Source organism: Citrobacter freundii complex sp. 2025EL-00176 (assembly GCF_053309355.1).
This window is the reverse complement of the sequence record NZ_JBRYHT010000002.1, coordinates 178953-204312: the sequence shown is the minus strand read 5'-3', so window position 1 is coordinate 204312 and position 25360 is coordinate 178953. Positions and strand designations below refer to the sequence as shown.

General features: G+C 49.9%; 31 protein-coding genes. 25 read left to right on the top strand and 6 right to left on the bottom strand.

Translation table 11 applies throughout. The features are described from left to right. Positions 1-22 precede the first annotated feature (22 nt). On the top strand, positions 23-2299 hold the full coding sequence (gene clpA, locus ACVXHP_RS08075) for an ATP-dependent Clp protease ATP-binding subunit ClpA (protein WP_200005906.1): 2277 nt from the start codon (positions 23-25) through the stop codon (positions 2297-2299). Between the two features lie 204 nt (positions 2300-2503). Here the strand turns inward: clpA and ACVXHP_RS08070 are convergent, their stop codons facing one another. Then, on the bottom strand, positions 2504-3517 hold the full coding sequence (locus ACVXHP_RS08070) for a phage integrase (protein ID WP_447571249.1): 1014 nt from the start codon (positions 3515-3517) through the stop codon (positions 2504-2506). 145 nt (positions 3518-3662) lie between these two features. Further along, positions 3663-3962, bottom strand: coding sequence for a helix-turn-helix domain-containing protein (locus ACVXHP_RS08065; RefSeq protein WP_000106734.1), 300 nt, complete (start codon positions 3960-3962; stop codon positions 3663-3665). A gap of 123 nt (positions 3963-4085) precedes the next feature. On the opposite strand from ACVXHP_RS08065, the gene ACVXHP_RS08060 reads away from it, so the two are divergent. From ACVXHP_RS08060 to ACVXHP_RS08040, 5 genes are read left to right on the top strand one after another with little or no spacing between them, the layout of a single operon-like run. After that, complete coding sequence (locus ACVXHP_RS08060; protein WP_313848826.1) at positions 4086-4361, top strand: regulatory phage cox family protein; 276 nt, start codon at positions 4086-4088, stop codon at positions 4359-4361. Continuing rightward, a complete protein-coding gene (locus ACVXHP_RS08055; RefSeq protein WP_447571248.1) occupies positions 4358-4690 on the top strand; it encodes a hypothetical protein in 333 nt (110 codons plus the stop codon). The genes ACVXHP_RS08060 and ACVXHP_RS08055 overlap by 4 nt, the downstream gene beginning before the upstream one ends. Positions 4691-4696: 6 nt before the next feature. Beyond that, positions 4697-5269, top strand: coding sequence for a 3'-5' exonuclease (locus ACVXHP_RS08050; RefSeq protein WP_447571247.1), 573 nt, complete (start codon positions 4697-4699; stop codon positions 5267-5269). Between the two features lie 2 nt (positions 5270-5271). Then, the gene (locus ACVXHP_RS08045; protein ID WP_044713224.1) at positions 5272-5490 is read left to right on the top strand and encodes a ParE family toxin-like protein; all 219 of its coding nucleotides are present in this window, start codon (positions 5272-5274) and stop codon (positions 5488-5490) included. Positions 5491-5529: 39 nt separating this feature from the next. Further along, a complete protein-coding gene (locus tag ACVXHP_RS08040) occupies positions 5530-8187 on the top strand; it encodes a toprim domain-containing protein (protein ID WP_447571246.1) in 2658 nt (885 codons plus the stop codon). A 66-nt stretch (positions 8188-8253) separates the two neighbouring features. On the opposite strand, the gene ACVXHP_RS08035 is transcribed toward ACVXHP_RS08040, so the two are convergent. The 4 genes from ACVXHP_RS08035 to ACVXHP_RS08020 form a co-directional block, all read right to left on the bottom strand. After that, the gene (locus ACVXHP_RS08035; protein WP_447571245.1) at positions 8254-10014 is read right to left on the bottom strand and encodes an ATP-dependent nuclease; all 1761 of its coding nucleotides are present in this window, start codon (positions 10012-10014) and stop codon (positions 8254-8256) included. A 269-nt stretch (positions 10015-10283) separates the two neighbouring features. Continuing rightward, positions 10284-10613: an ogr/Delta-like zinc finger family protein gene (locus ACVXHP_RS08030; RefSeq protein WP_044713218.1), complete on the bottom strand. Its 330-nt coding sequence runs from the start codon at positions 10611-10613 to the stop codon at positions 10284-10286. Further along, positions 10613-11632, bottom strand: a complete 1020-nt coding sequence (locus ACVXHP_RS08025; RefSeq protein ID WP_033574056.1) for a phage portal protein — start codon at positions 11630-11632, stop codon at positions 10613-10615. The genes ACVXHP_RS08030 and ACVXHP_RS08025 overlap by 1 nt, the downstream gene beginning before the upstream one ends. Beyond that, on the bottom strand, positions 11629-13413 hold the full coding sequence (locus ACVXHP_RS08020) for a terminase large subunit domain-containing protein (protein WP_447571244.1): 1785 nt from the start codon (positions 13411-13413) through the stop codon (positions 11629-11631). Before ACVXHP_RS08020 ends, ACVXHP_RS08025 begins: the two co-directional genes overlap by 4 nt. Before the next feature lie 143 nt (positions 13414-13556). Here ACVXHP_RS08020 and ACVXHP_RS08015 point away from each other — a divergent pair, with 143 nt between their 5' ends. The 19 genes from ACVXHP_RS08015 to ACVXHP_RS07925 all read left to right on the top strand — a co-directional run bounded on the left by ACVXHP_RS08015 (position 13557) and on the right by ACVXHP_RS07925 (position 25356). Then, positions 13557-14375, top strand: coding sequence for a GPO family capsid scaffolding protein (locus ACVXHP_RS08015; RefSeq protein WP_447571243.1), 819 nt, complete (start codon positions 13557-13559; stop codon positions 14373-14375). A gap of 34 nt (positions 14376-14409) precedes the next feature. Beyond that, positions 14410-15438: a phage major capsid protein, P2 family gene (locus ACVXHP_RS08010; RefSeq protein ID WP_447571242.1), complete on the top strand. Its 1029-nt coding sequence runs from the start codon at positions 14410-14412 to the stop codon at positions 15436-15438. Between the two features lie 10 nt (positions 15439-15448). Next, positions 15449-16147, top strand: a complete 699-nt coding sequence (gene gpM, locus ACVXHP_RS08005) for a phage terminase small subunit (RefSeq protein ID WP_044713213.1) — start codon at positions 15449-15451, stop codon at positions 16145-16147. 18 nt (positions 16148-16165) lie between these two features. Further along, on the top strand, positions 16166-16357 hold the full coding sequence (locus tag ACVXHP_RS08000) for a hypothetical protein (protein ID WP_044713212.1): 192 nt from the start codon (positions 16166-16168) through the stop codon (positions 16355-16357). Positions 16358-16450: 93 nt separating this feature from the next. After that, positions 16451-16903 (top strand): head completion/stabilization protein, encoded by a 453-nt coding sequence (locus tag ACVXHP_RS07995; protein WP_000491223.1) that lies wholly within the window; start codon positions 16451-16453, stop codon positions 16901-16903. Further along, positions 16900-17382 carry a phage tail protein gene (locus ACVXHP_RS07990; protein ID WP_045719146.1) on the top strand — a complete coding sequence of 161 codons (483 nt, stop codon included), beginning with the start codon at positions 16900-16902 and terminating at the stop codon, positions 17380-17382. The genes ACVXHP_RS07995 and ACVXHP_RS07990 overlap by 4 nt, the downstream gene beginning before the upstream one ends. After that, the gene (locus tag ACVXHP_RS07985; RefSeq protein ID WP_367157440.1) at positions 17379-18083 is read left to right on the top strand and encodes a hypothetical protein; all 705 of its coding nucleotides are present in this window, start codon (positions 17379-17381) and stop codon (positions 18081-18083) included. The genes ACVXHP_RS07990 and ACVXHP_RS07985 overlap by 4 nt, the downstream gene beginning before the upstream one ends. Continuing rightward, the gene (locus ACVXHP_RS07980) at positions 18080-19207 is read left to right on the top strand and encodes a DUF2586 domain-containing protein (protein ID WP_213168803.1); all 1128 of its coding nucleotides are present in this window, start codon (positions 18080-18082) and stop codon (positions 19205-19207) included. The genes ACVXHP_RS07985 and ACVXHP_RS07980 overlap by 4 nt, the downstream gene beginning before the upstream one ends. After that, positions 19204-19659, top strand: coding sequence for a phage protein (locus ACVXHP_RS07975; RefSeq protein ID WP_023185863.1), 456 nt, complete (start codon positions 19204-19206; stop codon positions 19657-19659). Before ACVXHP_RS07980 ends, ACVXHP_RS07975 begins: the two co-directional genes overlap by 4 nt. 12 nt (positions 19660-19671) lie before the next feature. After that, the gene (locus ACVXHP_RS07970; RefSeq protein ID WP_044713199.1) at positions 19672-19968 is read left to right on the top strand and encodes a phage holin family protein; all 297 of its coding nucleotides are present in this window, start codon (positions 19672-19674) and stop codon (positions 19966-19968) included. Next, on the top strand, positions 19965-20306 hold the full coding sequence (locus ACVXHP_RS07965; RefSeq protein WP_044713197.1) for a M15 family metallopeptidase: 342 nt from the start codon (positions 19965-19967) through the stop codon (positions 20304-20306). The genes ACVXHP_RS07970 and ACVXHP_RS07965 overlap by 4 nt, the downstream gene beginning before the upstream one ends. Next, complete coding sequence (locus ACVXHP_RS07960) at positions 20306-20638, top strand: hypothetical protein (protein ID WP_044713196.1); 333 nt, start codon at positions 20306-20308, stop codon at positions 20636-20638. Before ACVXHP_RS07965 ends, ACVXHP_RS07960 begins: the two co-directional genes overlap by 1 nt. Further along, complete coding sequence (locus ACVXHP_RS07955; RefSeq protein WP_045719149.1) at positions 20565-20798, top strand: hypothetical protein; 234 nt, start codon at positions 20565-20567, stop codon at positions 20796-20798. The genes ACVXHP_RS07960 and ACVXHP_RS07955 overlap by 74 nt, the downstream gene beginning before the upstream one ends. Beyond that, positions 20785-21042, top strand: coding sequence for a putative phage tail assembly chaperone (locus ACVXHP_RS07950; protein ID WP_143759641.1), 258 nt, complete (start codon positions 20785-20787; stop codon positions 21040-21042). The genes ACVXHP_RS07955 and ACVXHP_RS07950 overlap by 14 nt, the downstream gene beginning before the upstream one ends. Next, the gene (locus ACVXHP_RS07945) at positions 21039-21233 is read left to right on the top strand and encodes a DUF6890 family protein (protein ID WP_373688233.1); all 195 of its coding nucleotides are present in this window, start codon (positions 21039-21041) and stop codon (positions 21231-21233) included. The genes ACVXHP_RS07950 and ACVXHP_RS07945 overlap by 4 nt, the downstream gene beginning before the upstream one ends. Further along, on the top strand, positions 21230-23269 hold the full coding sequence (locus ACVXHP_RS07940; RefSeq protein WP_447571241.1) for a phage tail tape measure protein: 2040 nt from the start codon (positions 21230-21232) through the stop codon (positions 23267-23269). Before ACVXHP_RS07945 ends, ACVXHP_RS07940 begins: the two co-directional genes overlap by 4 nt. Beyond that, on the top strand, positions 23266-23595 hold the full coding sequence (locus ACVXHP_RS07935; protein ID WP_044713189.1) for a DUF2590 family protein: 330 nt from the start codon (positions 23266-23268) through the stop codon (positions 23593-23595). Before ACVXHP_RS07940 ends, ACVXHP_RS07935 begins: the two co-directional genes overlap by 4 nt. Beyond that, entirely contained in the window at positions 23592-24776 is a 1185-nt protein-coding gene (locus ACVXHP_RS07930; protein WP_447571240.1) for a baseplate J/gp47 family protein, read from the top strand. Before ACVXHP_RS07935 ends, ACVXHP_RS07930 begins: the two co-directional genes overlap by 4 nt. Continuing rightward, positions 24769-25356 carry a phage tail protein gene (locus tag ACVXHP_RS07925; RefSeq protein ID WP_071698597.1) on the top strand — a complete coding sequence of 196 codons (588 nt, stop codon included), beginning with the start codon at positions 24769-24771 and terminating at the stop codon, positions 25354-25356. The genes ACVXHP_RS07930 and ACVXHP_RS07925 overlap by 8 nt, the downstream gene beginning before the upstream one ends. Positions 25357-25360 lie beyond the last annotated feature (4 nt).

The following is a 25360-nucleotide window of genomic DNA, read 5'->3' as shown; positions in this document are numbered from 1 at the left end:
ATAAATATTGGGGGAGGTGCCTATGCTCAATCAAGAACTGGAACTCAGTTTAAACATGGCTTTCGCCAGAGCGCGCGAGCACCGACATGAGTTTATGACCGTCGAGCACTTGTTACTGGCGTTGCTCAGTAACCCATCGGCCCGCGAAGCGCTGGAAGCGTGTTCTGTGGATCTGGTGGCGCTCCGTCAGGAACTCGAAGCCTTCATTGAACAAACCACACCCGTATTGCCTGCCAGTGAAGAAGAGCGCGACACGCAGCCAACGTTGAGTTTTCAGCGTGTACTGCAACGTGCGGTCTTTCATGTTCAGTCCTCCGGGCGCAATGAAGTTACCGGCGCAAATGTTCTGGTAGCCATCTTTAGCGAGCAGGAATCTCAGGCGGCCTATCTGCTGCGTAAGCATGAAGTGAGTCGTCTGGACGTGGTGAATTTTATTTCTCATGGCACGCGCAAAGACGAACCAAGTCAGTCTTCTGACTCTGGGAATCAGCCAAATAACGAAGAGCAAGCTGGCGGGGAGGACCGTATGGAGAACTTCACGACTAACCTTAACCAGCTTGCCCGTGTGGGCGGAATTGATCCGCTCATTGGCCGAGAAAAAGAGCTGGAGCGCGCCATTCAGGTACTGTGCCGCCGTAGAAAAAACAACCCGCTGTTGGTGGGTGAATCTGGCGTCGGTAAAACCGCGATTGCCGAAGGTCTTGCCTGGCGTATTGTCCAGGGCGACGTGCCGGAAGTCATGGCGGACTGCACCCTTTACTCTCTGGATATCGGGTCGCTGCTGGCGGGCACCAAATATCGCGGCGATTTTGAAAAACGCTTTAAAGCGCTGCTGAAACAGCTGGAACAGGATACCAACAGCATCCTGTTTATTGATGAGATCCACACCATTATCGGTGCGGGAGCGGCCTCGGGCGGCCAGGTGGATGCGGCGAACTTAATCAAGCCTCTGCTCTCCAGCGGTAAAATCCGTGTGATAGGTTCCACAACCTATCAGGAATTCAGCAATATTTTTGAGAAGGACCGTGCGTTAGCGCGCCGTTTCCAGAAAATTGATATCACTGAGCCGTCGGTAGAAGAGACCGTGCAGATCATCAACGGTCTGAAACCTAAATACGAAGCGCACCATGACGTTCGCTACACCGCTAAAGCAGTACGTGCCGCGGTCGAACTGGCGGTGAAATACATCAACGATCGTCATCTGCCGGATAAAGCCATTGACGTGATCGATGAAGCGGGCGCACGTGCGCGTCTGATGCCGGTCAGCAAGCGCAAGAAAACCGTCAACGTGGCAGATATCGAGTCCGTCGTGGCCCGCATCGCGCGGATCCCAGAGAAAAGCGTGTCGCAGAGCGACCGTGATACGCTGAAAAATCTGGGCAACCGTCTGAAAATGCTGGTATTCGGACAGGATAAAGCCATTGAGGCGCTGACTGAAGCGATCAAAATGAGCCGTGCCGGTCTCGGACATGAGCATAAACCGGTCGGGTCATTCCTGTTTGCCGGACCGACTGGCGTTGGTAAGACCGAAGTCACGGTGCAGCTGTCCAAAGCGCTCGGTATTGAGCTGCTGCGTTTTGATATGTCCGAGTATATGGAACGTCACACCGTCAGTCGTCTGATTGGCGCGCCTCCGGGATATGTCGGTTATGACCAGGGCGGTTTGCTGACCGACGCGGTCATTAAACACCCGCATGCGGTCCTGCTGTTGGATGAAATCGAAAAAGCGCATCCGGATGTCTTTAACCTGCTGCTGCAGGTGATGGATAACGGTACGCTGACCGACAATAATGGCCGTAAGGCGGACTTCCGTAACGTGGTGCTGGTCATGACTACCAACGCCGGGGTACGTGAGACCGAGCGTAAATCGATTGGGCTTATTCATCAGGACAACAGCACTGATGCGATGGGCGAAATCAAAAAAGTGTTTACGCCGGAATTCCGTAACCGTCTCGACAATATTATCTGGTTCGACCATCTCTCTACCGAGGTGATTCATCAGGTTGTGGATAAGTTTATTGTCGAGTTGCAGGTACAGCTGGATCAGAAAGGCGTCTCGCTGGAAGTAAGCCAGGAGGCACGTAACTGGCTGGCAGAGAAAGGCTATGACCGCGCGATGGGCGCACGTCCGATGACGCGTGTTGTTCAGGACAACCTGAAAAAACCATTGGCCAACGAACTGCTGTTCGGTTCGTTGGTGGATGGTGGTCAGGTAACCGTTGAGTTGGATAAAGAGAAAAATGAGCTGACCTATGGTTTCCAGAGTGCGCAAAAGCACAAGCCAGAAGCCGCACATTAAGTTCTAATCACCTCATAAGCCGGGCGTAATGCCCGGTTTTTTTTCGCCTGAATGTAGTGATTTGAATTGGGGGAACTCGGAGTGTTTAACCGGCAGGCAAAAAATAAGCCTGCGTAAGGGCGTTTTACGGGGTAGGTAACATGGGCTTTCAGCGGTGCAATGCGGGTTTGCGCGGCACATAAGACCACTGAAAGCCATAACAAACTACTCCACTGTGGACACTGTGTGGACGCTCTGGGCGTCAGCACCACCTCTCAACGGATTGAGCGAAACAGCATCCTGTAAATACTCCGGGGCAAAGTGCGCATAGACCATTGTCTGCTCTATTCGCGAGTGTCCCAGTATCCTTTGCAACGTGATAATGCTTCCCCCGTTAATCATAAAGTGAGTTGCAAAACTATGGCGCAATGCATGCGTTGCCTGCCCGGCTGGTAAGTCGGGCTTTACCTCTTTCAGGGTGCGCCTGAATTCCGGATAAGCAGCATCAGGAAACAGATAACCTCTCTTGTTTTCGGCAATCAATTTGGCCACCTCGTCAGATACGGGTACGGTGCGCGGCTTGTTCGTTTTGGTTTTAACGAATGTCACGCGGCTCTGTATTATGTGTTCCGCCTTAAGTTTTGCAGCTTCGCCCCACCTTGCGCCGGTACTCAGACAGAGAACGGCGATCTTTTTGTTATCCCCATTCAACCGGGAGAGCAGTAAGGCAATCTCATCCTGGGTGAGATAACCAGTTTCTGGCTTCTCTTCTTTTAGTCTTTTCGTTCCTCGTATGGGGTGTTCCCCGAAGAACAGCTCAGCCTCAATCAGCGCCGTAAACATTCCGCTGATACAGGTAAGATCGCGGTTAATGCTGGATGGCTTTATGCCCTGACCTCGCCTTGCCGCCGTGTACTGACTAATCAGAGATTTGGTTATCTGAAACGCACACGGATCGCTGGTAATCCTTGAGAAAATTTCAATTTTGCCCAGGTTGGATTTTCCATGCTCTTCGTGCTTACCTTTCAACTCCCACCAGATTTTTGTTAGCTCTGACAGATGCCGCTTATCTGTTGGCTTAGACAGCCACTCTTTATCGTGGTGGTTGTACTGTGTGTGCTTCTCAAAGGCTACCGCCTCACTTTTCTTGTCAAATTTCCTGCGGATGCGCTTTCCGTTGCGCCCTGCAGGTCTGATGTCCACTTCATAACGACCATCATCGAGTTTCTTAATTGTCATAAGACCCCCAAATGAATGGTGTTAGGTTGCGTTTTCTTTGCTGCTGTTAATTTTCCCTTGCGCTTAGACTTCACAAACTTGTTGTGCTTGTCGTATTTGGCAACAAGTAAACAAATTTTGTAATAAAGATGCGCCTGGTGAATGGTTAACCAATCTTTTGGTCTGAGTGCTGCGATGTTGTTACATCTTGCCCAAAGTGTGCGAGGGCCGGTGCTATTTGACCGGCTTCGGGAGCAACCTGATCGGTCATAAACCACAACGTGTATTTGCTAAATCTGGGGTGCTGGAGAATTTTCATCGTTACGTCAGTGGGTGGCGTAGTTCTTCCGCTCTCATAATAAGTTAGAGAACTGTAAGGAACTCCAGTTATTTCAGCGAATTGCTTCCGGTTTAGTCGCTCTGACTCACGAACTAACGCCAGTTTTTCGCTTATGGGCGTTGACATGTTATCAAGATCCTCTAATATTATCGTAAATCTCTAATGTGGTTTTAGATGTTGTCAATGTGCATCAAAGCCCATTAAAGAACTTTGAAACCCATTGGTTAGATCTAGATACGAGGTTAGCAGATGAGCAAACAAGTTGTCAGTATTAGTGATGCTGTCCCGTACCAGGAGTTTGCAAAACTGATCGGCAAAACACCGGCAGCAGTAAGGGGAATGATTGAGAAAGGAAAGCTACCAGTTGTTGAGATGACCGATCCGCAATCAACTTCCGGGCGGGCAGGTGAGTATTGGGTGTACCTTCCAGCCTGGAACAACGGAATGAAGTTGGCGTATGAAAGTCGACCAAAAGAGATCCGCGATGGGTGGTTAATGTGGTTGGGGTTGGGAGAACCACAATGAAAAATAAATACGCCACTCTTATTCGTAGTCTGTTACGAACATATCGTGAACAGGCAAGCACTATTGAGAAAGAATCATTCTCCATTCATAGCGATGGTATCCAGATAATGGAACTAAATTTAAAACTGGCTAAGTGTCTCGAAGGTATGACGTTAATGGCCAGATTCAATAATGAGTTTGATGATTATTGCGAACTACATGAAATTACTTTGATGGCTTTTAATGGGAATATTCCTTCAGAAGATAATATTCCTGGTCTTGTCTCACTTGTCTCATGTTCTGTAAAAGAAAATAAATCCGCTGTGCAACTTACTGCCGTTCAACGTTAAGGATATATGATGAAACATTTAATGATTGATCTTGAAACAATGGATAACAAACCGACAGCGGCCATTACTTCTATAGGTGCGGTATTTTTTGACCCTGCATCAGGGCAAATGGGTGCAACATTTTATCGTAATATTATGTTGGAGAGCAGTGTTGCTCATGGCTGTACTATAGGTGCTGAGACAGTTTTGTGGTGGATGCGGCAAGAACCGGAGGCTAGCCGTGCATGGCTTTATGGTGGAAGTCAGGACTTGCGTGATGTAATTGAGGATTTTTTAACCTTTATTAATAATAATTGTGATACACATACTCTACAGGTGTGGGGAAAGGGACCAAGTTTTGATAATGTAATTCTTAGGCATGCAATCGAAAAGTGCGGCTATCGTTTTCCGTTCTGGAATTTCTGGAATGACCGTGATGTAAGAACAGTTGAACAATTGGCTATAACATTAGGTCTGAATATCAATAAAATTATCAAGTTTGAAGGGGTTCCTCACCATTCGCTAGATGACGCTGTTCACCAAGTGAAGGTTGTCTCTTATGTCTGGATGTATTTATTAAAAATATCCAGTGTGAAATAACTATGCTGAAGGTGACCTCTCATGCAAGTGAAAGTGTCATTAACAAGGCATTTTCAGCGCTGACAGAATATTACAACGGCAAAAAGATTTATCAGGTTATAAAACCAAATCATTATTTCTCTGTTCATGTCTCCTATCGCTGGCGTTTGCTTAGTAAGGATAAGGGCAGAAGCTGGGAGTTAATGACGCATGAAAGATATAACAAGCAGTACAGAATATAGTTTTTGCCTTTTATTCATCATTTCACACATGGATTATATATGAACGCAACGATACAACAGGACGTTGTGCGCCGTCTTGTTCCGGATTTTGAGTTTAAAGAGCGGGATAAGTATTTGCAGCAGGGTGTATGCCCTAAGTGTCGTAAGCGCGAATTATTCACCAGCATAGATAAGCCCTGGATTCTGAAGTGTGGCCGCGAAAATAACTGCGGCCATCAGGTCGTTGTTAAAGAGCTGTACCCGGATATTTTTGAGGACTGGTCTAAGCGGTATCAGGACACGCCGGAAACCCCACACGCAGCTGCTGAGGCGTATTTGCGTGAGGCCAGAGGGCTGGATACAGAACCACTGAAAGGCATTTTCACCCAGGGCGCGTTTGTTAAAGATGGCATGGGATCGGCAACAGTCAAATTTAAGCTGTCATGTGGTGCTACGTGGGAGCGCATTATTGACCAGCCCCAACGCTTTGGTAAGCAAAAAGCCAATATTAAAGGGAGCTATGTCGGTCACTGGTGGGTGCCACCTTCTGTCAATCTGCTGGAAGTGAACGAAATCTGGATCACTGAGGGGATATTTAATGCGCTGAGTCTTTGCCAGGCAGGTTTACCCGCGGTTGCCACACTGAGCAGTAACAACTACCCGCTGGCCGCACTGGATATGCTGGCCAAAGAACTGGGCGAAAAACCGCGCCCACGCCTTGTATGGGCATTTGATGGTGATAAAGCCGGCACAAAGCATACGCTGGCGTTCGCCGCCCGTAGTGAGGATGCCGGCTGGAAAGTTCGCGCGGCGCAGCCGGTGAAATCATCCTCCAGCCTGGACTGGAATGACTTGTTGCTGCGTGGCCGGTTCAGCAAATCGGACATCAAAAATTATCGCTACTATGGCGATATTCTGCTGGCGAAAAGCCCGACTGAAAAAGCGCTGCTCATGCATCAACATAATGAGTGGCATTCGTTCTATTTTGAACACAATTCCCGCATGTACTGGTTTGAACTGGATCTGGACAGGTACATGCGAGCCTATGAACGAATCAGTAATACCGGTACCGAAGTTATCCAGGACTGGGAAGCCAAAGAACGGGCTGTGAAAGAATCTGGCGGCGTGACAGAAATAGCTAACTGCTGGCTGACTCCGCTCTATTTCCAGCGTTCTGAACCTACTGACGAGTCCTGGTATTACGTTAAGGTCAATATGCCGAACCGGCCAGCGGTGAAAGATACCTTTACGGCGAACCAGCTCACCAGCTCCGCCGAGTTTAAGAAACGTTTGCTGCATATCGCCAAAGGGGCGGTATACACCGGCAGCACCAAGCAACTGGATAAGTTCATCCAGATGCGGCTTCCTGAAATAAAAGAGGTTAAGACACAGAACTTTATTGGCTACAACAAAGATTATTCAGCGTGGCTGTTTAACCGTGTGGCCGTGTGCGATGGCCGGCTGTATGAGATGAACGATGAAGACTATTTTGAAATCAATCACGCCAGTGTAAAAAGCCTGAGCCTGACACCATCGCTGGATCTGAATCCAAAGCTGAATGAATTTACCACGGGCTGGATTGACGATATCTGGACGGCATTTGGTGAAAAGGGGTACGTGGCGCTGGCATTCTGGCTGGGGTCGCTTTTTGCTGAACAAATCCGGGAGCGCGATAAGTCATTCCCGTTTCTGGAAATCGTGGGTGAACCGGGGACAGGTAAATCCACACTGATTGAATTTCTGTGGAAGCTCGCCGGCCGTGAAGAATACGAAGGTTTTGATCCTTCTAAATCCACGGCCGCAGCGCGTGGGCGTAACTTTGCCCAGGTCGGCAACTTGCCGGTTGTGTTAATCGAAGGCGATCGTACCACGGATAACGCCAAGCAACGCGCTTTTGACTGGGATGAACTGAAATCATTGTATAACGGCCGTGCTTCCCGTGCTGTGGGGATAAAATCCAACAATAACGAGACATACGAACCACCTTTCAGGGGCAGTATTGTGATTGCACAGAACGCTGATACAGACGGCAGCAAGGCGTTTCTGGAGCGTATTATCCATATATATACCGACAAACGCGGGCAGTCTATTCAGACGCGCCACGCTGCTGAGCGGTTGGAACAACTCCCAGTTAGCCAGGTATCCGGATTCACACTGCTGGCCACCATGCGTGAAAAAGAAATCATGCAAACTTTTGGCAAGGGGTATGAGCGTGCTAGGAATGCGCTGGAGTCTAACAGCAATATTCGTCATATCCGTATTGCAAAGAATCACGCTCAGCTTGTGGGCTTGCTGGAGGCGCTTGCGCTTGTTGTGCCGGTACCGGTAGAACGCATAGAAAAAACGCGCGAAGCCATCACCGCGCTGGCCATTGAACGTTGTCAGGCGCTTAAAAAGGATCACCCGATGGTACAGGAGTTTTGGGAGCTGTTTGATTACCTGGATGAACTGGCACCCTATGGTGTCAATCACTCCTCAGATGAAAATGAAATTGCGGTTAACTTTAACCATCTTGAGGAAGTCGCCGCAGCTCACCGGCAGCGGATTTCGTTCACTTTAACGGAAATTAAAAAGCTGCTTAAAAACGGTAATGAACGCCGGTTCATCAGACAAAGCACCACGCGCAGCGCAGTAAGTGAGCGTCATAATCGTGGTAAAGGGGATATGCAAAGAATGCCAGAAACATTTCGATGTTGGATTTTTAGAAGAGAAAATTAGCAATTTAAAAGTTTTATCCCGGCACATAAAACATTAAGTTTATGTGTCGGGATAAATTATAATAAATTAAATCCAGTTTATAAAATCTTCCATTTCGTCATAATTTTTGATAACTCCCCTCGCATCTTTAGTGTCATCACATAAACAATCTAAAAGATTATCCCATTCACTTTGCTTTTTACCAAATCCATACACTTGTTCGATATCGCCAGATTTCCAAATATATATCCCTTCATCTTTTAGTTTTTGATGGATGGCGTGGATATATTCTTTGGTTTCTTCATGATTGCATATCGAAATGAAATCTTTACTTGAACTGGATTTAAATGATTCAATTGATGTTATTGGGTTTTTTAGTTGAAGTGAAGCCGGGTTTTTAATTGAGTTTAAGGCAGTTAATAGATTGTCACATTCAGCCCTGAGTTTTTCAGTGTGAGTGGTTGGAAGGACGATAGATAGAAAATCACAATCAGCAAGTATTCGAGTCTTGATTCCAATTGAATTTATCACGTCAGCCATTTTAAAGAGACTCCCTTTCCCATCAACAGCAACTATACAAGTTCTACTTGGGTTAAGTTCACTTTCTCTTATTTTCTTGTATAAAGCATATAAGACATTTGTTTCAGTTTTTCCTTCAACTAATAATACTTCTTCAGAGAATAAGAAAAGAGATGAATTTGATAAAGTGAATGCTGAATGTAACTGCGGAGAAGAAGTTTTATATAGTTCTTCTATCTTTTCTGAAATGGTTTTTCTAGCAATGGTTCCATCAGCATCTTTACACACCTGGATCGCATTTGGCGCATGTTTAGCTGAAAGCATACTTGCTGAGTGAGTGGATATAATTACTTGATAACCTGAGTCACTTAATGAAACAAGTGACTCTCTCACAGAATCTATTGCTGATGGGTGTAAGTAAAGTTCAGGTTCATCAATAAAAATCAACGTATTTGACTTTTTAGTGTCTTCACTTTTTTTCTTTATTTCTGCAAGGTATTGTATTAAAGCCATTTGAATAGAACGTTGTGTCCCATGTCCAAATCTACTTATGTCTCGCATGACAGAGCCATCTTCACGGTTCTCAAATACTTTTAACGTTCCTGATTTAAATATGTCATCGAGTGTAGGGGTTGGGAAGTGTAGTTTTACGCTTACATCTGGAAAGAATTTATTAACTTTATTATTAACACCAGAATCTATGGTATTTAGACCATCTAACCTATTTTCGCCATCATGTGCAAGGTACTTTCCTATTTCGGAAATGTTTTTAGAGAATTTCTCCTCATGCTCTTTTTTTATTTCAGAGACTATTGCTAATAGGATTTTGCCTATAGTAGTGGATGTTTTGTATTTGGTTGCATCTTCAACAGCATCAGACATTGCAGGGATGTGTATAGGTTCAGGGAATATGTTGGATATTGCTCCATCAATCCCACCCGGATTCTTTTTCCAGTTAGTACCATCAAATACATCAAGGCTTTTTTTTGTCTTCCCTGTTTTTTCGTCAATTTCTTGTGCTCTTAAGAAATTCAATTTCCCATCAATGATAAAAGGTGCTATCTTTTGTTGGTTTTCTTCAGTCAGTAACGTTAGAGTTTCTTCAGTTATACCTTCTATAACTCCTTCAACAAAAACAGGTTTTCTTGGGTCATACATGTCTTCACTGGAAATTGTTGAACCTTCTAAAAGCCACTTTATTGCTAAAATAATATTTGATTTTCCTGCGTTATTATAACCAACTAATGCAGTGAAAGGTCGCAGAACAGCGGTTGTTGACTTGCAAGACCTAAAGTTATTTATATTTACTTTTGTAAGACGTACAGTCATTTATATTTCCTTAAGCACTGTGTGATTGTAATCTTGAAACTTGAAAGGTAATTGTATTACAAACTTAGGAAATATAAATAGGGATGTAAAGAGAAGTGTGATGTGCAATGGTTTTTGATAAGTTAAAGTAATGAATGTAATTATGTCTTGCTTTATAATAACTGTACGAAAGAGTTTTCGTTGTAAAAGTGAATATGAAAGATAAATTTTGATGCTGGATTTATGTTAGATAAAAAGATAACAAATGGCACCGGTATCGGTGCCATTTGTTATGCCAGTGCAGTACCGTCCTGACTCAGAAACTTGAGCATCAGCTGTTTTTGTTGCATATCAAGGCTGTTACAGATAGTGGCGATCAACGCATCGCTGGATTTGGCGCTGGGGCTGATGGTATGTGAGAACGTCATATTCATCACAAAAGTGTGACCGCATTCAACATCAGTACAGGCGCAATATAAATCAGACAGCTCCTTGTGTTTTCTGGCTGTTTTTTTGATAACAGCCCTTGCCTCACATACCGGACAGTAAACCTTCATTACCCGCATATCCATCGCTCCGGAAGTTGGAAAACGATGATATTTTAGCCTTTTTGCAGACATTAATCACCTTCCAGCTCACTGTCTTTCAGGAAATTAAGGTACAGGTGGGGTGGTACATCACTTTCCTGTTCCACTGCGGCGGTGAACATGCGCTGAATAGGTAAAATCTCCGCTTTGCGGTATGTTTTGGCCGCTTTCTCAATATCCCCCATTACTGCCCCGTTCGTGGGGATAATTCCGGCCAGACCGGCCGGGAAACGGTGCGCGGTCAGTACATCCTGAGCGCTGATGCTTTTCACGTTCTGAAACTCATCTTTGGCGCTGATATCACCAATCGGGATAAATTTGATGGCATCCGGATCACCTTTGGGGATATTCACAAACATGGTGCTGAAATTCCCGATCCCCTTTGACTGCTCCAGCTTCTGAATAATTTCTTCTTCCACTTCATCGGTCATATTCGGGTCATTGGAATAGAGCACACCGCCCGTGTGAGCACCGTTGTGATAGTAACGCCGGCGAAAAATCGTGGCTTCACCGTTGAGCAGGGCGGAGTGGATGCCGCTGATGTAATCCGGAAGACCATAAATAGCCTGTTGCGGGTCGTACTGCCTGAGAAAAATAATATCTTCAGGCGGATAAATCACCGGTTCACCCTGCTGAAGTACAACAAATTCCCCGGTCTTACGCTGGCGGGTATAGAGCGCCGGCAGCGGGTACAGTGCAACCACATCCCCCCAGCCGTTACGTACTTTGAGAATGGCCACATCACCGAACGTCAGCCAGTCAAATACGGCCGCGCCCAGTTGCTCATGTGTCAGGCCGCCGCCATCATAATTTGCTGTCACCATATTGCGACGGGCATACAGCACGCCGCCGTGCTGCGCGTTCAGGTTCACCAGTTGTGCCAGTGCCAGCCTGTCAATCGGGAGCGTCCAGTGTTCCGCCTCATTGTCATACCAGACGTCTGTATAGTTCGTGCCGGTCGTCAGAATGGGTTCTGGCTTGCCCAGCGTGATAAGGCTCATATGGCGCTGTTTGGTAACGGTGCGGCGTTCCCTGTATTTCCGTTTTTTCATGCTGCTTTCCCTAAGTTACCCCAGCGTGATTTGCGCTGGTTTTCAAAGTTTAATGGTTCGTTGTCTATGGCATGGGCGATAGCCCAGAAACTGTCAGCGTGGCCGGTTTCAGCTGTACGGTCGGCAACAAACGTCATGGCGTTACCGCTGGCCGTGGACGTTCTGCGGATGGTCATAAAGCTGGCGGCGATTTCAGTTTTCTCCTTGTCCCACTCCACGCGGTTGTCTTCGATAACGTCGATCATCTTCATCACCAGGCGGTTTTTGGTTTCCACGCCATAGCGGATAGCCACCGCCTGACGCATGGCAAAGTGCTGCACATCTTCAAAGACACCACTCCCCAGCCCGGTGATATCAATCCCGATGTAAGTCATGTTGTACTGGCTAAACAGTTTTTTGATTTGTGCCGCCTGCCATTTCCAGTTCATTCCCTGCCAGTGGAATACGCGTAGTACGCGAAATTTTTCAACGGCCACTATCGGCGGGGCGACAATGACAAAGGTTGAGGTGTCGCCGCTGCGAGCCGGGTCATAGCCTGCCCATACTTCACGATTGCCGAATGGCCGGGGCAGGTCTTCGTCATGATCCTCCCAGATATCCGGATCAATACAGCAGCGTTCCACATGGGAGAACGAAAAAACGCTGTCTTTGCTGTCCACGAAAACGCACATGTACAGCATGTTGAAGGTGTCGCGGTTGTAACGATTACGCAGTTTTTCGATGCTGGCCAGATTGAACCCGCCCGCAATCGCGTCTTCCAGTGTGATGATGTAGCGCCACTGGCCATCAGGACATAACCGTCCACCGTCACGCAGCTCCTTCTCTGTTGGAAACGCCACGCGTGCGCGTTTTTTGTCGCCGCGCTTCCATTCTTCACCTGTCCAGAACGGGTAAGCCTGGTGTGTTTTGCTGCTGGGAGTTGAAAAGTAGGTGGTGCGCCATTTGTCGTGTGTGGCCATTGCGCTGGCCACTTCGTTTAATTTTGTAAAGTTGGGTACCCAGAAATATTCATCACAATACAGATGACCACTGTATGACTGGGCTGTGTTCTTATTAGTGGACAGGAAGCGCAACTCCGCGCCGTTGGACAGGCGGATGGGGTTGCCTGTCAGCTCCACGCCGAAATACTGCTCCGCAATGTTGACGATATAGCTGCGGAACACTTCAGCCTGAGCCTTTGACGCGGACAGGAAGATTTGCGGATCGCCTGTCATAACCGCATTTTCAAAGGCTTCTATTGAGAAATACCAGGTTGCGCCAATCTGGCGACTTTTCAGGATGTTCCTGATTTGCTGATTGAGATTGGCGCGAAGGTGTTTCTGGTAGCCGAAAAGGTGCTCGAGCGCGAACCGGTCGAAATCTTCCTGCGTCAGCCCGCTGATATCATTTTTTTTGTACTTGCCACGTTTACGGGGCTTTTCGTCGCCACCGGACTGACGGGACGCCGGCGCATCACTTTCGCTGTGCTTAATTTCTGCCAGCTTTTCCTGATGCTTATTGTGTTGTGCACGCAGTTTCACCAGGTGAGAAACGAGGCTGTCCAGCTCCCGCAACTCCAGCTCCGATTTCCCCTCACGTAATGTCAGCGACTGAATACGGCGGTTTAATGCGTCTTCGGTTGATTCGTGGCTGAGTAATTCCGCCCAGCAATATTTCTCCGCCCAGTAATAGACTATGCGTCTGTTAGGCAGATTTAATTCACTGGCAATTTCCTGCGGGGTATAACGTTTTAAATAAAGCGCCCGCGCAACGCCTTTTAATTCTTCTGAGTATTTAGCCATGCACACATTATGCACGGGCGTTTCTTTATTAAATCCTGCTTTGTTTCTGATGTGTTCGGCTAATTATTTATATCCGAAATGAAGTGAATGCGGCGGTTAATTTAATTGGCGATACTGAAAACCGCAGCAGGAAGGGAGGCAATATGTCAGGTTCACAGCTGGCAACAAACTGGATTTGTATCGCCACTGCGGGTGAAACGGTGGATAAGAGAACCATTGAGGAACAATGGTTACTTGATGCCGCAGAATTATATGACCCCAATTTATATACCGCGCTGTTATGGCCGGAACATACCCGTAATTTTGGGAATATGGGGGAAGTGCTGGAAGTAAAAGCCGAACGGGATGATGAAGGTATTTTGCGTTTGTATGCCCGTCTGTGTCCGGCTATTGCATTGCTTCAGGCAAATGCAAAAGGTCAGCTTTTATTTTTATCACCGGAGTTTACACCGGACGGAAATTTCAGAAATACCGGCAAAACCTATCTTGAGGGGCTGGCCATTACTGACAGCCCGGCCGGCGTAAGCACCACCCGGCTACGTTTCAGCCGCACCAAAGGAAAACGCATCGGACCATATAAGCCGCTGGCGTTTGATGAAGTCAGGGAATTTAAAAAGGAAAAGGGAATGTCAAAGACAGCGAAAAAGGGCTGGCGCCATTTTTTTAGCATTGAAGAACCGGAGCAGACTCCACCAGAAGAAGCCGCACCGTCTGATGCCATGCAGGCGCTGGCTGATGCGCTGGCCGCGCTGGAAGACCGTGTGGCGGCAATTGAAACCGCCATGTCTAATGTACAGGACGATGTGGACACCGTTAAGGAAGTCGTGGATACCGAAGATTTTGCACGTCTGGTCGGGAATCTGCCGGAGTTGGTGAAAAATTTCAGCAAGCTGAATAACAAAGTCACCCAGTTGCCGGACAAGAAATTCAGCAAGGGCAATAAAGGCTTCAATTTCCTGTAAGGGATAACACTACTTTTCTTTAAGGAAAAAGAATATGCACTTAAATGTAAAAGCCCGTGAGTATCTGAACAATTATCACTTTGGGCTTCAGGTGGCATACGGTGGACCGGGTTCTGGCCCGGATAGTCGCTGGTATGCACTTACCGACCCCAAAGAAACCAGTCTGCGCAATGCGCTGCTGGAAGAATCATCTTTCCTGAATCTGTTGACGGTTGCTGATGTTGACCAGTTACAGGGGCAGGTGGTACCGGTCGGCAGTTCTGGCCTGTATACCGGACGTGTGCTGGATGGCCGTTTCCGTAAAAAAGTGGGCGTCAGCGGTAATGATTACAAGCTGGTTGAGACGGATTCATGCGCTGCAATGACCTGGCAGTTGCTTTCTGTCTGGGCAAACGCCGGCGATGAAAACGAGTTTTTCCAGCGCGTTCAGGAGTTCACCAATCAGGCGTTTGCTCTGGATATGCTGCGTATCGGCTTCAACGGTAAATCTGTTGCAGACACCACGGATGCCGAAAAGAACCCGAACGGCGAAGATGTGAACAAAGGCTGGCACCAGATCGTTAAAGAATGGGATGGCGGTAAGCAGATTGTCACTGATGCGGTTGTGCTTGATGGTGACGGTAAAGGCGATTATGTGTCACTCGATGCAATGGCATCCGACCTTATCAACGCCAAAATCCCGGCACAGTTCCGTAATGACCCGCGTCTGGTGGTTCTGGTGGGGGCTGACCTGGTAGCTGCTGAATCTTTCCGTCTGTACCAGAAAGCCGATAAACCCACTGAAAAGATTGCCGCACAGCTGCTGTCTGACAGTATCGCCGGCCGTACGGCTTATGTTCCGCCGTTTATGCCTGGCAAGCGCATGATTGTTACCACACTGCCTAACCTGCACATCTACACCCAGCGCGGCACACGTCAGCGTAAAGCGGAGTTTGTGGAAGACCGCAAGCAGTATGAAAACAAATATCTGCGTAATGAAGGTTATGCCGTGGAATATCCGGAACTGTATGCCGCATTTGATGAAAGCGCGGTGACAATCGGCGCGGTTTCAGCGGGCGCATAAGGGGGAACTGATGCAACTGTCACCGGCACAGCGACACAGTGCACGTATAGAGGCGGAGCGGTTACTGCGTCAGCAGCAGTCGCTTGACAGCGAAACCAGTCTGCATGTCCAGATTGCCGCGCTGGAAAAGGATGTGGCAGCGGCCGCAGCGATTAGCAACCGTGCAGAGCGTATGGAGTTCAAACGTGATGTGTTGTTGCCCCGCTGGATGCCGACCGCACAAACCTGGCTGGAAAGTGACAGTACGCATCAGAATCCCGTTTTTGCCTGGTGTGTCGTCTGGCTGTTTGATACCGGCCAGTTCGATCAGGCGCTGGACTGGGCGGATGTGGCCATCGAACGGGGGCAGGAAACCCCGGCCGCGTTCGGCAGTGCGTTCCCGGTGTTTGTGGCCGATACGGTACTGGCCTGGGCGGAGACGGAAGCCGCACAGGGGCAGGATGTGGAGCCGTATTTCAGCCGTACGCTGGGAAACGTTATGCAGCACTGGAATGTGTATGAGGTCATTAAGGCCAAATACGTGAAGTTTGCCGGTCTGCACCTGCTACGCGATGAGAACGGAGAGCCACGCGCAGCGGCAACGGAAGACAGGGATGTATTGCTCCGGGCGAAGGATTTGCTGGAGCAGGCGAAGGGATTCGACCCTAAATGTGGCGTTGGCACGATGTTGCAGCGTATCGCTGCCCGTCTGCGGGCGCTTGAAAAATAGTCATCGGAGAGTTCAAAAATGGGGTTTAAACATTCACTTGGGCAAGCAGTGAAGATTTCTGTCAGCGGTGAGAAAGGGCATGTGAAAGCCCGTGCCGAATACACCCACTGCTGCAATCAGTATCTGATCCACTATCAGGCTGCTGATGGCCGTGCGGTTGATTCGTGGTTTGAAGAAGGCGAGATTCAGGCCGCAGCCAGCGGCGAATAAGACTACCGACCCGAAAGCGGGCGCGGTGGAGGGGATCGCATCAGCGTATCGCCCGTGGAAACCGGCCAGCCCGCTTTTTTCCGGAGGAACAGGATGTTCAGCGGAACCGCAATTGATTTTGATGATGCCATTCTGACGAATGATGGCTTCTGGCCAGACCTGAGCGTGAAGGATTTTCAGTCCCAGCGTGCTATTCCTGCCGATATCGACGCAGCCACCATCCGTCAGGCGCTGCTGACCGCAGCCGGTGAAATCAATGATGATCTGGTCAGGGTAGTGGCAGATTGTCGCCTCAGTGGCCATGCAAGCGCGGCGGACGTTCCAGGCGTTGAAATTGACGGTGAAAATCTGTTGTGCGCCCGTTACCGCAAGGCTGTTTTTGCCCGCGCCAAAGCTGACCTGATGGGCGAATTTGCGTCTGTTGGTCGCCGTGAAAGCCATCCGGGGCAGGAAAGCGATGAAACCCGATCCAGTCTGATAGCGGAATCCACGCTGGCAGTACGGCGTATTAAAGGGCTGAAACGCATCACGGTGGCCATGATATGAGCCAGCTCACCGAGTTAACGGATTTTCTCATTGCGAACATGCCCAAACGGGCAATGCAGGGATTTGACAGCCAGATGGATGAAATCGCATTCATCCCGGCACAGCGTGACACCGGGCTGGGGCAGTATCGCATTGCCATCATTCGCTATAACGCCGTGCTGACGTGGGAGCGTTATCCCTACCGAGAGTACGATCCCAAAATCCTGATGGCGCTGTTTATGTCGTGGCTTTGCCAGGATGAGCGGGCGCTCTTTGAGGAAACCGGCATTGATGCCGAATTGCCGGAATTTGATATCGAAACCATCGACCAGGAAACCGCCATCATGGTGGTGACGCTGCCAATGGTGGAGGAACTGAATCTGATCCCCGATCCCAAAGGTCAGATCCCGTTTGATGGCCAGCGCTGGAAGCTGGCAAATCCCGAAGTCTGGACGGCGGATGAGGTGACGGTGATCCCCGTCAATGAGGGGCAGGAATGATAAATGGCGAACTGAACCACGAACAGTTCCGCCAGTTACAGGAGGCGCTGAAAAAGCTGGATTTGCCTCCTGCCAAACGTCGCCGGCTGCTGTGGCGAATGGCGAAATACGGCGTGGAAGCCGCAGCAAAGCGCAATGTGCGCAATCAGCAGTCACCGGAGGGGGATAAGTGGCAGGGGAGACAGACCCGGCGTAAAGGCAAAATGTTGCGCAATATGCCGAAACTTATCCGCATCCGTGAAATGCCGGAAACGGAGTCTGTCAGGCTGTATCTGACCGGTGGTAATTACCGGAATGCGAAGGGAAATCTGCCTGCCGGCGTGGTGGGTTATGTCCAGCAAAATGGCATGAGCGTGACCGTCAACCGCAAGCAGGTGGAAGGCCGTGAACAGGGGGATAAACCTGCATCACTGCGACAGGCGAAACGTCTGCGTAAGGCCGGGTATAAAGTCAGGCGCGGCAAGCGCTGGCGCAAGCCCGGATATAAGGAAATACAGGAAAAAATGACCGCCAGACAGGCAGGTTTGCTTATCCGGATACTGGAGGACAAGCCGGTCAAAACATCCTGGCAGATTGATTTACCTGCCAGGGGATTTCTGGGGATCGGTCAGGATGATTTTAACAAAGCGCTGGCGCGACAGCTTCAGGCTATCGGGTTCGGCTGGGATGTTAACGCGCAGGATATCAGGGGGAGATCATGACCTGGCCAATTGTGACCGTAAACCAGGTAAATCAGCTGCTGGGTGAAACCACGGAAGTGGAACGCACGCTGCTGTTTATCGGTACGGGAACCAAAAATGTAGGGAAAACACAGGCAGTTAATGCACAGAGCGATTTTGATGCGCTGCTGGGTGAGGGGGACAGCCCGTTAAAAAGCGATGTTCTGGCCGCACTGGCGAACGCCGGGCAGAACTGGTGGGGATTTATCCATGTGCTGGCCGCTGACAGTGAGCCGGGGGCGTGGGTTGATGCCGTCAAAGCTGCACAGGTTTCCTGTTCGGTGGAAGGTGTGGTGCTGTCTGATGATGTGGCGGCAAAAGAGCAGATTAATCAGGCGGTAACGCTGCGATCTGAACTGATTGCAAAATACGGTCGCTGGGTGTGGTTCATTCTGGCCGTACAGGGAATGCAGAAAGACGAAACACAGGCGGATTACCTGACACGTTTATCCACGCTCCAGCAGGGGATCGCGGAAAAAGCGGTGAAGCTGGTTCCCCGCCTCTGGGGGAATGAGCCGGGTGTGCTTGCCGGTCGCCTCTGTAACCGCGCTGTTACCATCGCTGACAGTCCGGCGCGGGTAAAAACCGGACCATTACTGAGCCTGGGCAGTGACGAACTGCCGAAAGATGGAGCAGGGGCAACGCTGGAGCTGGCGACCCTTCAGGCGCTGGAGGCACAGCGCTACAGCGTGCCGATGTGGTACCCGGACTATGACGGCTTTTACTGGTCTGACGGTCGCACGCTGGACGTTGAGGGCGGTGATTATCAGTCCATTGAGACGCTGCGTATTGTGGATAAGGCTGCACGTCGTGTCCGTCTGCTGGCCATCGGTAAGATTGCCGATCGCTCACTGAACAGTACACCGGGCAGTATTGCCGCACACCAGACGCTGTTTGCCCGTCCGCTGCGTGAAATGTCCACGGCGGCCAGTATTAACGGCGTGTCATTTCCGGGCGAAGTGAAGCCACCGCAGGACGGTGACGTGACCATTGTCTGGAAGAACAAAAAGGCGGTGGATATCTACATTGTGGTGCGTACGTATGAAGTACCACTGCAAATCACCATCAGTCTGTTACTGGATGCGAGTCTGGAGGCCAGCGCATGACCAAACGTATTTCAGGGATGTCCTTTGACGTCTACGTGGACGGCGACCTGATCCACATTGAAAAAATTTCTCTGGATATCACCGACAACAGCGCCGCAGCCCAGACACGCGGTGTCCCGGACGGTTATGTTGACGGCGATGTTGCCGCCGAAGGGGAAATTGAAGTCAGCTCAAAAGTGCTTCAGGTACTGACGGCCAAAGCCCGTTCAGCGGGTTCATGGAGGGGCATTCCCCCGGTGGATTTCCTTTTTTACGCCAAAGCCGGCAGCGAAGAAATGAAGGTGGAAACCTTCGGGAACAAGCTCCAGCTCAACAGCGTTCTGGATGGTGATCCGAAGGGTGGCAGCGTGTCCACGCACAAAATCAAATATTTCGTGACCAGTCCGAAGTTTGTCAACATCAACGGGGTGCCGTATCTGGAAGCGGAAGCCACGGAAAACCTGATTGGATAAGAGGCAGCAGGGATGCAGGAGTATGAAAAAGGGTTCATTGCACTGGCAGTCATGGGGGCGATGATTGCACTGGGGAAATTACTCAACAGCGACGAGCCGATCACCCTTCGGCTGGTTACTGGGCGTGTCATTGTCGGCAGCGGATTGTCACTGATTGCCGGCGTGGCACTGTATTTTGTCCCGGATATTCACCCACTTGCGCTGGCCGGCTTTGGTTCCGCGCTGGGCATTCTGGGGCAGAACGTGGTGGAAGCCTGGCTGCGCAAACGTGGCTTTACAGGGATTTTTGATAAAGGGGCAGGGAAATGACGCTGAGCGAGAAACAACAACGGTTTACATCAATGATTGCTTTGTTGATCCAGTATGCCAACGCCAATGGGATGTGGCTGACGTTCGGTGAGGCGTACCGGACGCCTGAACAGGCGGCACTGAACGCGAAGAAGGGCAGCGGCATTTCCAACAGTCTGCACACCCAGCGTCTGGCCGTGGATTTTAATCTGTTTGTGAAGGGCGAATATAAAACCCGCACGGAGGATTATCTGCCGCTGGGGGAATACTGGGAATCGCTGGGCGGGAGCTGGGGCGGACGCTTTAAAACCCGTCCTGATGGTAATCATTTCAGCCTGGAACACAACGGGGTGCGCTGATGGATCGCGTGGTGTCAGGCTGGTTATTCACCCTTGTTCTGGCATTTTTAGCCGGCTGGAAAACGGCCGGCTGGCAACGGGACAGCATCGATCTGACCGTCTCAAAAGCGGCCACCGCGACCGGGGAACGGCTGGCTGATATTGCCGGCATTTCTGGTCGCCGGCTGGAAGACAAACTGGAGGCACTGAAAAATGCGCCACCGCGTGAAATCCGTACGGAAGTGGTTAAGCCGGTGTTTACCAATAAGTGCCTGTCTGATGATTTTGTCAGCATGTACAACGATGCCGTCACCAGTACCGAACGTACGTTATCAGGAAAACCTGAAAACTAAATGTGCCACGCAGCTGCCGCGTCTGAATGGCACGCAGGGAAAAGATGCGGCGGAATTACTGACACTTTATCTGGAGTTATACGGGCAATGTGCTGCACGTCATAACACGCTGGTTGATGAAATTAATTTAAGAGAGAATATTATTTATGGAAAAAATTAATCTGGTTGTATGTAAAAAAGATATTGCCTTTGAACCAAATCAGACGGCTTATAATAAATTCATCAACGAAATGGCGATGGATAATAAAGTGGCTCCAGCCCATAGTTATCTGATGCGCATTGTTGTACCCGAATGTAAAGAAGCACTGGAAGATATTCTTAAACGTCCGGGGGCAGCACTTCAGCTTGCCGGGAAAATTAATGAGATTTATGCGCCCGAACTGGAAATTGAAGTAAAAAACTGACAAAGCGAGTCCGGGCAATTGAACAGAACGGACTCGAACAATATCTGATTTTACGGCGTCATTATTTACCGCACGGTCAGGATTCAGTGGATGATATTTCTGCCGCTATCTGGCTGGATAATCGCCACTGGGAAAATACGCGTATAGCGGTTGCTAACGGAATAAGCACCGCTTTTAAAGGTTCAGGATGAAACAGTTAGATTTTACATTAAGCCTGATTGATAAACTGACGCGCCCGTTAAAGCAGGTGCAGAGCAGTGTCACAGGCTTTGCTGAAAAATCGAAAGCGGCCTTTACGCAGATTGGGGGCGGTGCGCTGGCTTTAGCCGGCACAGGGATGGCCATCAAAGGGGCGTTATCGCCGGCTATTGAGATGTATGACGCGCTGAATGACGCAGCCGCAAAAGGCATTGATGATCAGGCTTTAAAGGCCGTCCAGCGTGATGCGCTGCGGTTCAGTATGACCTACGGTGCCAGCGCGGTGGAGTTTGTCCAGTCCACGGAAAGTATTAACACCGCCATTGCCGGCCTGACCGGGAATGAACTGCCGAAGGTGACGAAAGTCGCCAACACGCTGGCGTTTGCACTGAAATCAACATCCGCCGACACCGCCGAGTTTATGGGGCAGATGTACGGCAACTTTTCCGCCGAGGCGGCACGGCTGGGTAAAGTCCAGTTTGCTGAACAACTGGCCGGAAAAATGGTGTACATGCGTAAGGTCTTCGGTACTGAAATGGGCGTCATCAAAGACCTGATGGAAGGTGCGCGCGGCGTGGGTACCAACTACGGTGTGGGGCTGGATGAACAACTGGCCGTATTGGGGCAGCTTAACCGAACGCTGGGAACGGAAGCCAGCAGCGCTTACGAAGGCTTCATGACCGGAGCCATTGAAGGTGGTAAAAAGCTGGGGCTGTCCTTTACGGATGCCACCGGCAAAATGCTGTCCATGCCTGAAATGTTGATCAAGTTACAGGGCAAGTATGGCAAAAGCCTGGAAGGGAACCTGAAAGCCCAGGCGGAGCTGGATGCGGCATTTGGTGACAGTTCGGCGGTGGTGAAGCACCTGTACGGCAATGTGGCCTTACTGCAACGTAATATCACTGAGCTGGGCGGTTCTGACGGACTGAAGCGTACACAGGAGATGGCCGGGAAACTGGTGAAACCGTGGGATCGCTTTGTTCAGATCCTGAAGTCGATTCAGACCGTCATTGGACTGACGTTGATCCCTGTCCTGTATCCGGTGTTGAATCGCCTGGCCGACATGGGGCAGACCTTTGCCCGCTGGATGCAGTTGTTTCCCAACATTGCGCGTGTTATCGGTTATGCGGCTATGGCGTTGTTGGGGTTTGCTGCTGCCGGCGCGGTAGCGAATATCGTTCTGGGCGTCTCAAAACTTATCAAGCTGGGCGCGATTGCTCTCTGGAAGACGCTGACTTCAGTCACGAAGATATACACCGCCACTGTCTGGATTGCCTCAAAAGCCGTCGCGGCATGGAACATCACGCTTAAATTCCTTCGTGGCACGCTGCTGGCCGTACGCATGGCGGCGATTATGGCCGGTATTGGTATCAATCTGATGAGCTGGCCGGTGCTGCTGGTCATCGGGGCGATAGCCCTGCTGGCTGCGGGCTGTTACCTGCTGATTAAACACTGGGATGATGTGAAAGCGGCGGTGATGAATACCGCAGCGTTTACGGCGGTGGCGGGCGTGGTGGAATGGCTTGCCGGCGTGTTCTCCGCTGCATGGCAGTGGATTAAAGACGGCTGGAACAGTTTTATTGCGCTACTGGCCGGGTTCTCACCCTCACAGGCATTAAGCGGGATGGCCAGCGGGATTGTTTCCCTGTTTGATAACGTCTGGCAGACCATTAAAAGCGGATTTCTGAAGTCGTGGAACTGGATTGTAGAAAAACTGAATAAAATTCCGGGCGTCAATATTGACCTGTCCACAACCGTTTCGCCGGAAATAAATAAAATTACAGGTGGGGTGGCACCTTCATTAATACAGAACAACCATACTGCAAATACCCGTGAAACATTGACTGCCAATACACTTTCAACAGGTGGAAAGTTAAAGGATGTGGATCGCGGTGGTATCAGTAAAACGATAAACAGTAACTCTAAATCAGTGACGGATAACAGCCGTAAAATTGGTGAAGTGCATTTTCATACCAAAGAAGCACTTTCACCCTCCCAGCTAATGGAATGGCAGGAGCTTAATGCGTGAGTGAAATTCTTTATATTGACCTGCTTATTAATAATGGTGATTTCTCACTGAATGCAGGTCATGAGCCTGAATTATGCAATAACCGTAAAAGTATCGGGCAGGACATTGTGCACGCCATTATTGAAAGCGGACTGGCAACGCAATTAATTGCGGAGCGAAGCCCGACGTTGAGGGCAGATATTTTTACCCAGCTTGAATTACTGGTTGAAAATGATGAACGCATAGTGCCTGGCACAGTTGAAATCAATGAAGAAAGTCAGAAACGCCTTTGGGTGACTGCCAGTACATACGACTTTGGCACGCTTTCATATCAGGTGGATTTATGACGGAAAAACCGCAGGTTGATTTTGAAGACGTGGTGAAAACCAGCGGGATGCCGGTGACGGAATCTGAAGTGCGGGATCGCTTTAATGCGATTGCGGCTGAGGAGGGCATTATCACCAACACATCCCGTATGTCACCGTTCTGGCGCTTAATCACAGCCATTGTGACTGCACCGGTGATGTGGCTGAAAGAGGTTCTGGTGTCCACGGTACTGGCCAATATGTTTGTGGCCACGGCCAGCGGGAGCATGTTGCGTCTGCTGGCCTGGGCGGTGAACGTGACGGCGAAACCCGCCAGCGCTGCACAGGGTGTGATCCGCTTCTTTAAGGAGGATACCAAAGCCGTTGTGACGGTGAAGGCCGGGACGGTTATCCAGACCGAACGTATTAACGGCAGGGTGTACGAACTGGCGACCACGGTCGATGTGGTGATCCCTTCTGGCACGGCCAGTGCCTTGCTACCGGTGAAAGCCACCGGCACCGGGGGAGCCTATAACCTTGCGCCAGGGTATTACCGCATTTTGCCTGTGGCTGTGGATGGTATCAGCCATGTGGCCAGTGAGGAAAACTGGCTGACAGTGCCGGGTGCCGATGAGGAAAGTGATGATGAACTGCGTGAACGCTGCCGCAACCAGTTCAACCTGGTGGGCAATTACCACACGGATGCGGTTTACCGTTCAATGATTGCCGGCGTTGCCGGGCTGAGTATTGACCGGATTTTCTTTGAGCATGAAGCGCCGAGGGGACCGGGTACCGCAAACGCCTATTTATTGCTGGACAGCGGGGTGACTTCCGCGCCGTTTGTGAATGCGGTGAATGATTACATCAACACGCAGGGGCATCACGGCCACGGCGACGATATGCAGTGTTACGCCATGCCGGAAACCCGTCACGATCTGGTCGTGACGGTGTATGTCAGAAATCTGGCCAACCTGACAGACGATGAACGGAACAGCCTGAAGGCCGGCATTGAAAACATGATCCGCTGTGCTTTCCGTGAAAACGCTGATTTTGACGTCAGAAAGACGTGGCCGTATTCGCGCTTCTCGTTTTCTCAGCTGGGGCGGGAGATCCACAAAACGTTTTCACTGGCGGATTCGTTGTCCTTTTCACTGGGTGACATTACCAGTGAGCTGAATGTGCCACGTCTGAAGTCACTGGTAGTGAGTCTTGAGAATGAATGAGTTCATGAAAAAGCTGGCCGGGATGGTGCTTCCTTCCTGGATGAATCAGGGGGAGCCGAACAAGCTGCTGAAAACAGCGCGGCGATTCTGGGCGGAGGTTTACGGCTGGATAACCTGGCCACTGAACCAGTTTGATCCGCTGACCTGCACACCGGCATTACTTAACCTGCTGGCGTATGACCGGGACATAACCCGCTTTGATGGTGAGCCACTGAGCCTGTTTCGTAAGCGTGTGGCGTATGCCTTTGTAAATGCCCGTGATGCCGGTTCCGTTGAGGGATTTATCAACATCTTTGAACGGCTGGGTATTGGGTATGTGGAGCTGCGGGAGCGCCAGCCAGATATTGACTGGGATGTGATCCTGGTACGTGTGACAGACAGCCAGATAGCGGACAACACGCAGCTGCTTATCCAGATAATCCGGCAGTACGGGAGAACATGCCGCCGCTATCAGTTTGAGGTGATCACATCGGAAAAAATGGCCATCAGAGCCGGATGGGATCAGGGGGAATATGTGGTTTATCCGGCTTCGTTAGCAGGGACGGAAACCCGAAGCGCGACATTCAGCGCAGGTTTGTAAGGAG

Bases quoted from the DNA above. Each gene is read 5' to 3' on its own strand.
- clpA (WP_200005906.1), top strand. From the start codon at position 23: ATGCTCAATCAAGAACTGGAACTCAGTTTAAACATGGCTTTCGCCAGA.
- ACVXHP_RS08070 (WP_447571249.1), bottom strand. From the start codon at position 3,517: ATGACAATTAAGAAACTCGATGATGGTCGTTATGAAGTGGACATCAGA.
- ACVXHP_RS08065 (WP_000106734.1), bottom strand. From the start codon at position 3,962: ATGTCAACGCCCATAAGCGAAAAACTGGCGTTAGTTCGTGAGTCAGAG.
- ACVXHP_RS08060 (WP_313848826.1), top strand. From the start codon at position 4,086: ATGAGCAAACAAGTTGTCAGTATTAGTGATGCTGTCCCGTACCAGGAG.
- ACVXHP_RS08055 (WP_447571248.1), top strand. From the start codon at position 4,358: ATGAAAAATAAATACGCCACTCTTATTCGTAGTCTGTTACGAACATAT.
- ACVXHP_RS08050 (WP_447571247.1), top strand. From the start codon at position 4,697: ATGATGAAACATTTAATGATTGATCTTGAAACAATGGATAACAAACCG.
- ACVXHP_RS08045 (WP_044713224.1), top strand. From the start codon at position 5,272: ATGCTGAAGGTGACCTCTCATGCAAGTGAAAGTGTCATTAACAAGGCA.
- ACVXHP_RS08040 (WP_447571246.1), top strand. From the start codon at position 5,530: ATGAACGCAACGATACAACAGGACGTTGTGCGCCGTCTTGTTCCGGAT.
- ACVXHP_RS08035 (WP_447571245.1), bottom strand. From the start codon at position 10,014: ATGACTGTACGTCTTACAAAAGTAAATATAAATAACTTTAGGTCTTGC.
- ACVXHP_RS08030 (WP_044713218.1), bottom strand. From the start codon at position 10,613: ATGTCTGCAAAAAGGCTAAAATATCATCGTTTTCCAACTTCCGGAGCG.
- ACVXHP_RS08025 (WP_033574056.1), bottom strand. From the start codon at position 11,632: ATGAAAAAACGGAAATACAGGGAACGCCGCACCGTTACCAAACAGCGC.
- ACVXHP_RS08020 (WP_447571244.1), bottom strand. From the start codon at position 13,413: ATGGCTAAATACTCAGAAGAATTAAAAGGCGTTGCGCGGGCGCTTTAT.
- ACVXHP_RS08015 (WP_447571243.1), top strand. From the start codon at position 13,557: ATGTCAGGTTCACAGCTGGCAACAAACTGGATTTGTATCGCCACTGCG.
- ACVXHP_RS08010 (WP_447571242.1), top strand. From the start codon at position 14,410: ATGCACTTAAATGTAAAAGCCCGTGAGTATCTGAACAATTATCACTTT.
- gpM (WP_044713213.1), top strand. From the start codon at position 15,449: ATGCAACTGTCACCGGCACAGCGACACAGTGCACGTATAGAGGCGGAG.
- ACVXHP_RS08000 (WP_044713212.1), top strand. From the start codon at position 16,166: ATGGGGTTTAAACATTCACTTGGGCAAGCAGTGAAGATTTCTGTCAGC.
- ACVXHP_RS07995 (WP_000491223.1), top strand. From the start codon at position 16,451: ATGTTCAGCGGAACCGCAATTGATTTTGATGATGCCATTCTGACGAAT.
- ACVXHP_RS07990 (WP_045719146.1), top strand. From the start codon at position 16,900: ATGAGCCAGCTCACCGAGTTAACGGATTTTCTCATTGCGAACATGCCC.
- ACVXHP_RS07985 (WP_367157440.1), top strand. From the start codon at position 17,379: ATGATAAATGGCGAACTGAACCACGAACAGTTCCGCCAGTTACAGGAG.
- ACVXHP_RS07980 (WP_213168803.1), top strand. From the start codon at position 18,080: ATGACCTGGCCAATTGTGACCGTAAACCAGGTAAATCAGCTGCTGGGT.
- ACVXHP_RS07975 (WP_023185863.1), top strand. From the start codon at position 19,204: ATGACCAAACGTATTTCAGGGATGTCCTTTGACGTCTACGTGGACGGC.
- ACVXHP_RS07970 (WP_044713199.1), top strand. From the start codon at position 19,672: ATGCAGGAGTATGAAAAAGGGTTCATTGCACTGGCAGTCATGGGGGCG.
- ACVXHP_RS07965 (WP_044713197.1), top strand. From the start codon at position 19,965: ATGACGCTGAGCGAGAAACAACAACGGTTTACATCAATGATTGCTTTG.
- ACVXHP_RS07960 (WP_044713196.1), top strand. From the start codon at position 20,306: ATGGATCGCGTGGTGTCAGGCTGGTTATTCACCCTTGTTCTGGCATTT.
- ACVXHP_RS07955 (WP_045719149.1), top strand. From the start codon at position 20,565: ATGATTTTGTCAGCATGTACAACGATGCCGTCACCAGTACCGAACGTA.
- ACVXHP_RS07950 (WP_143759641.1), top strand. From the start codon at position 20,785: ATGGAAAAAATTAATCTGGTTGTATGTAAAAAAGATATTGCCTTTGAA.
- ACVXHP_RS07940 (WP_447571241.1), top strand. From the start codon at position 21,230: ATGAAACAGTTAGATTTTACATTAAGCCTGATTGATAAACTGACGCGC.
- ACVXHP_RS07930 (WP_447571240.1), top strand. From the start codon at position 23,592: ATGACGGAAAAACCGCAGGTTGATTTTGAAGACGTGGTGAAAACCAGC.
- ACVXHP_RS07925 (WP_071698597.1), top strand. From the start codon at position 24,769: ATGAATGAGTTCATGAAAAAGCTGGCCGGGATGGTGCTTCCTTCCTGG.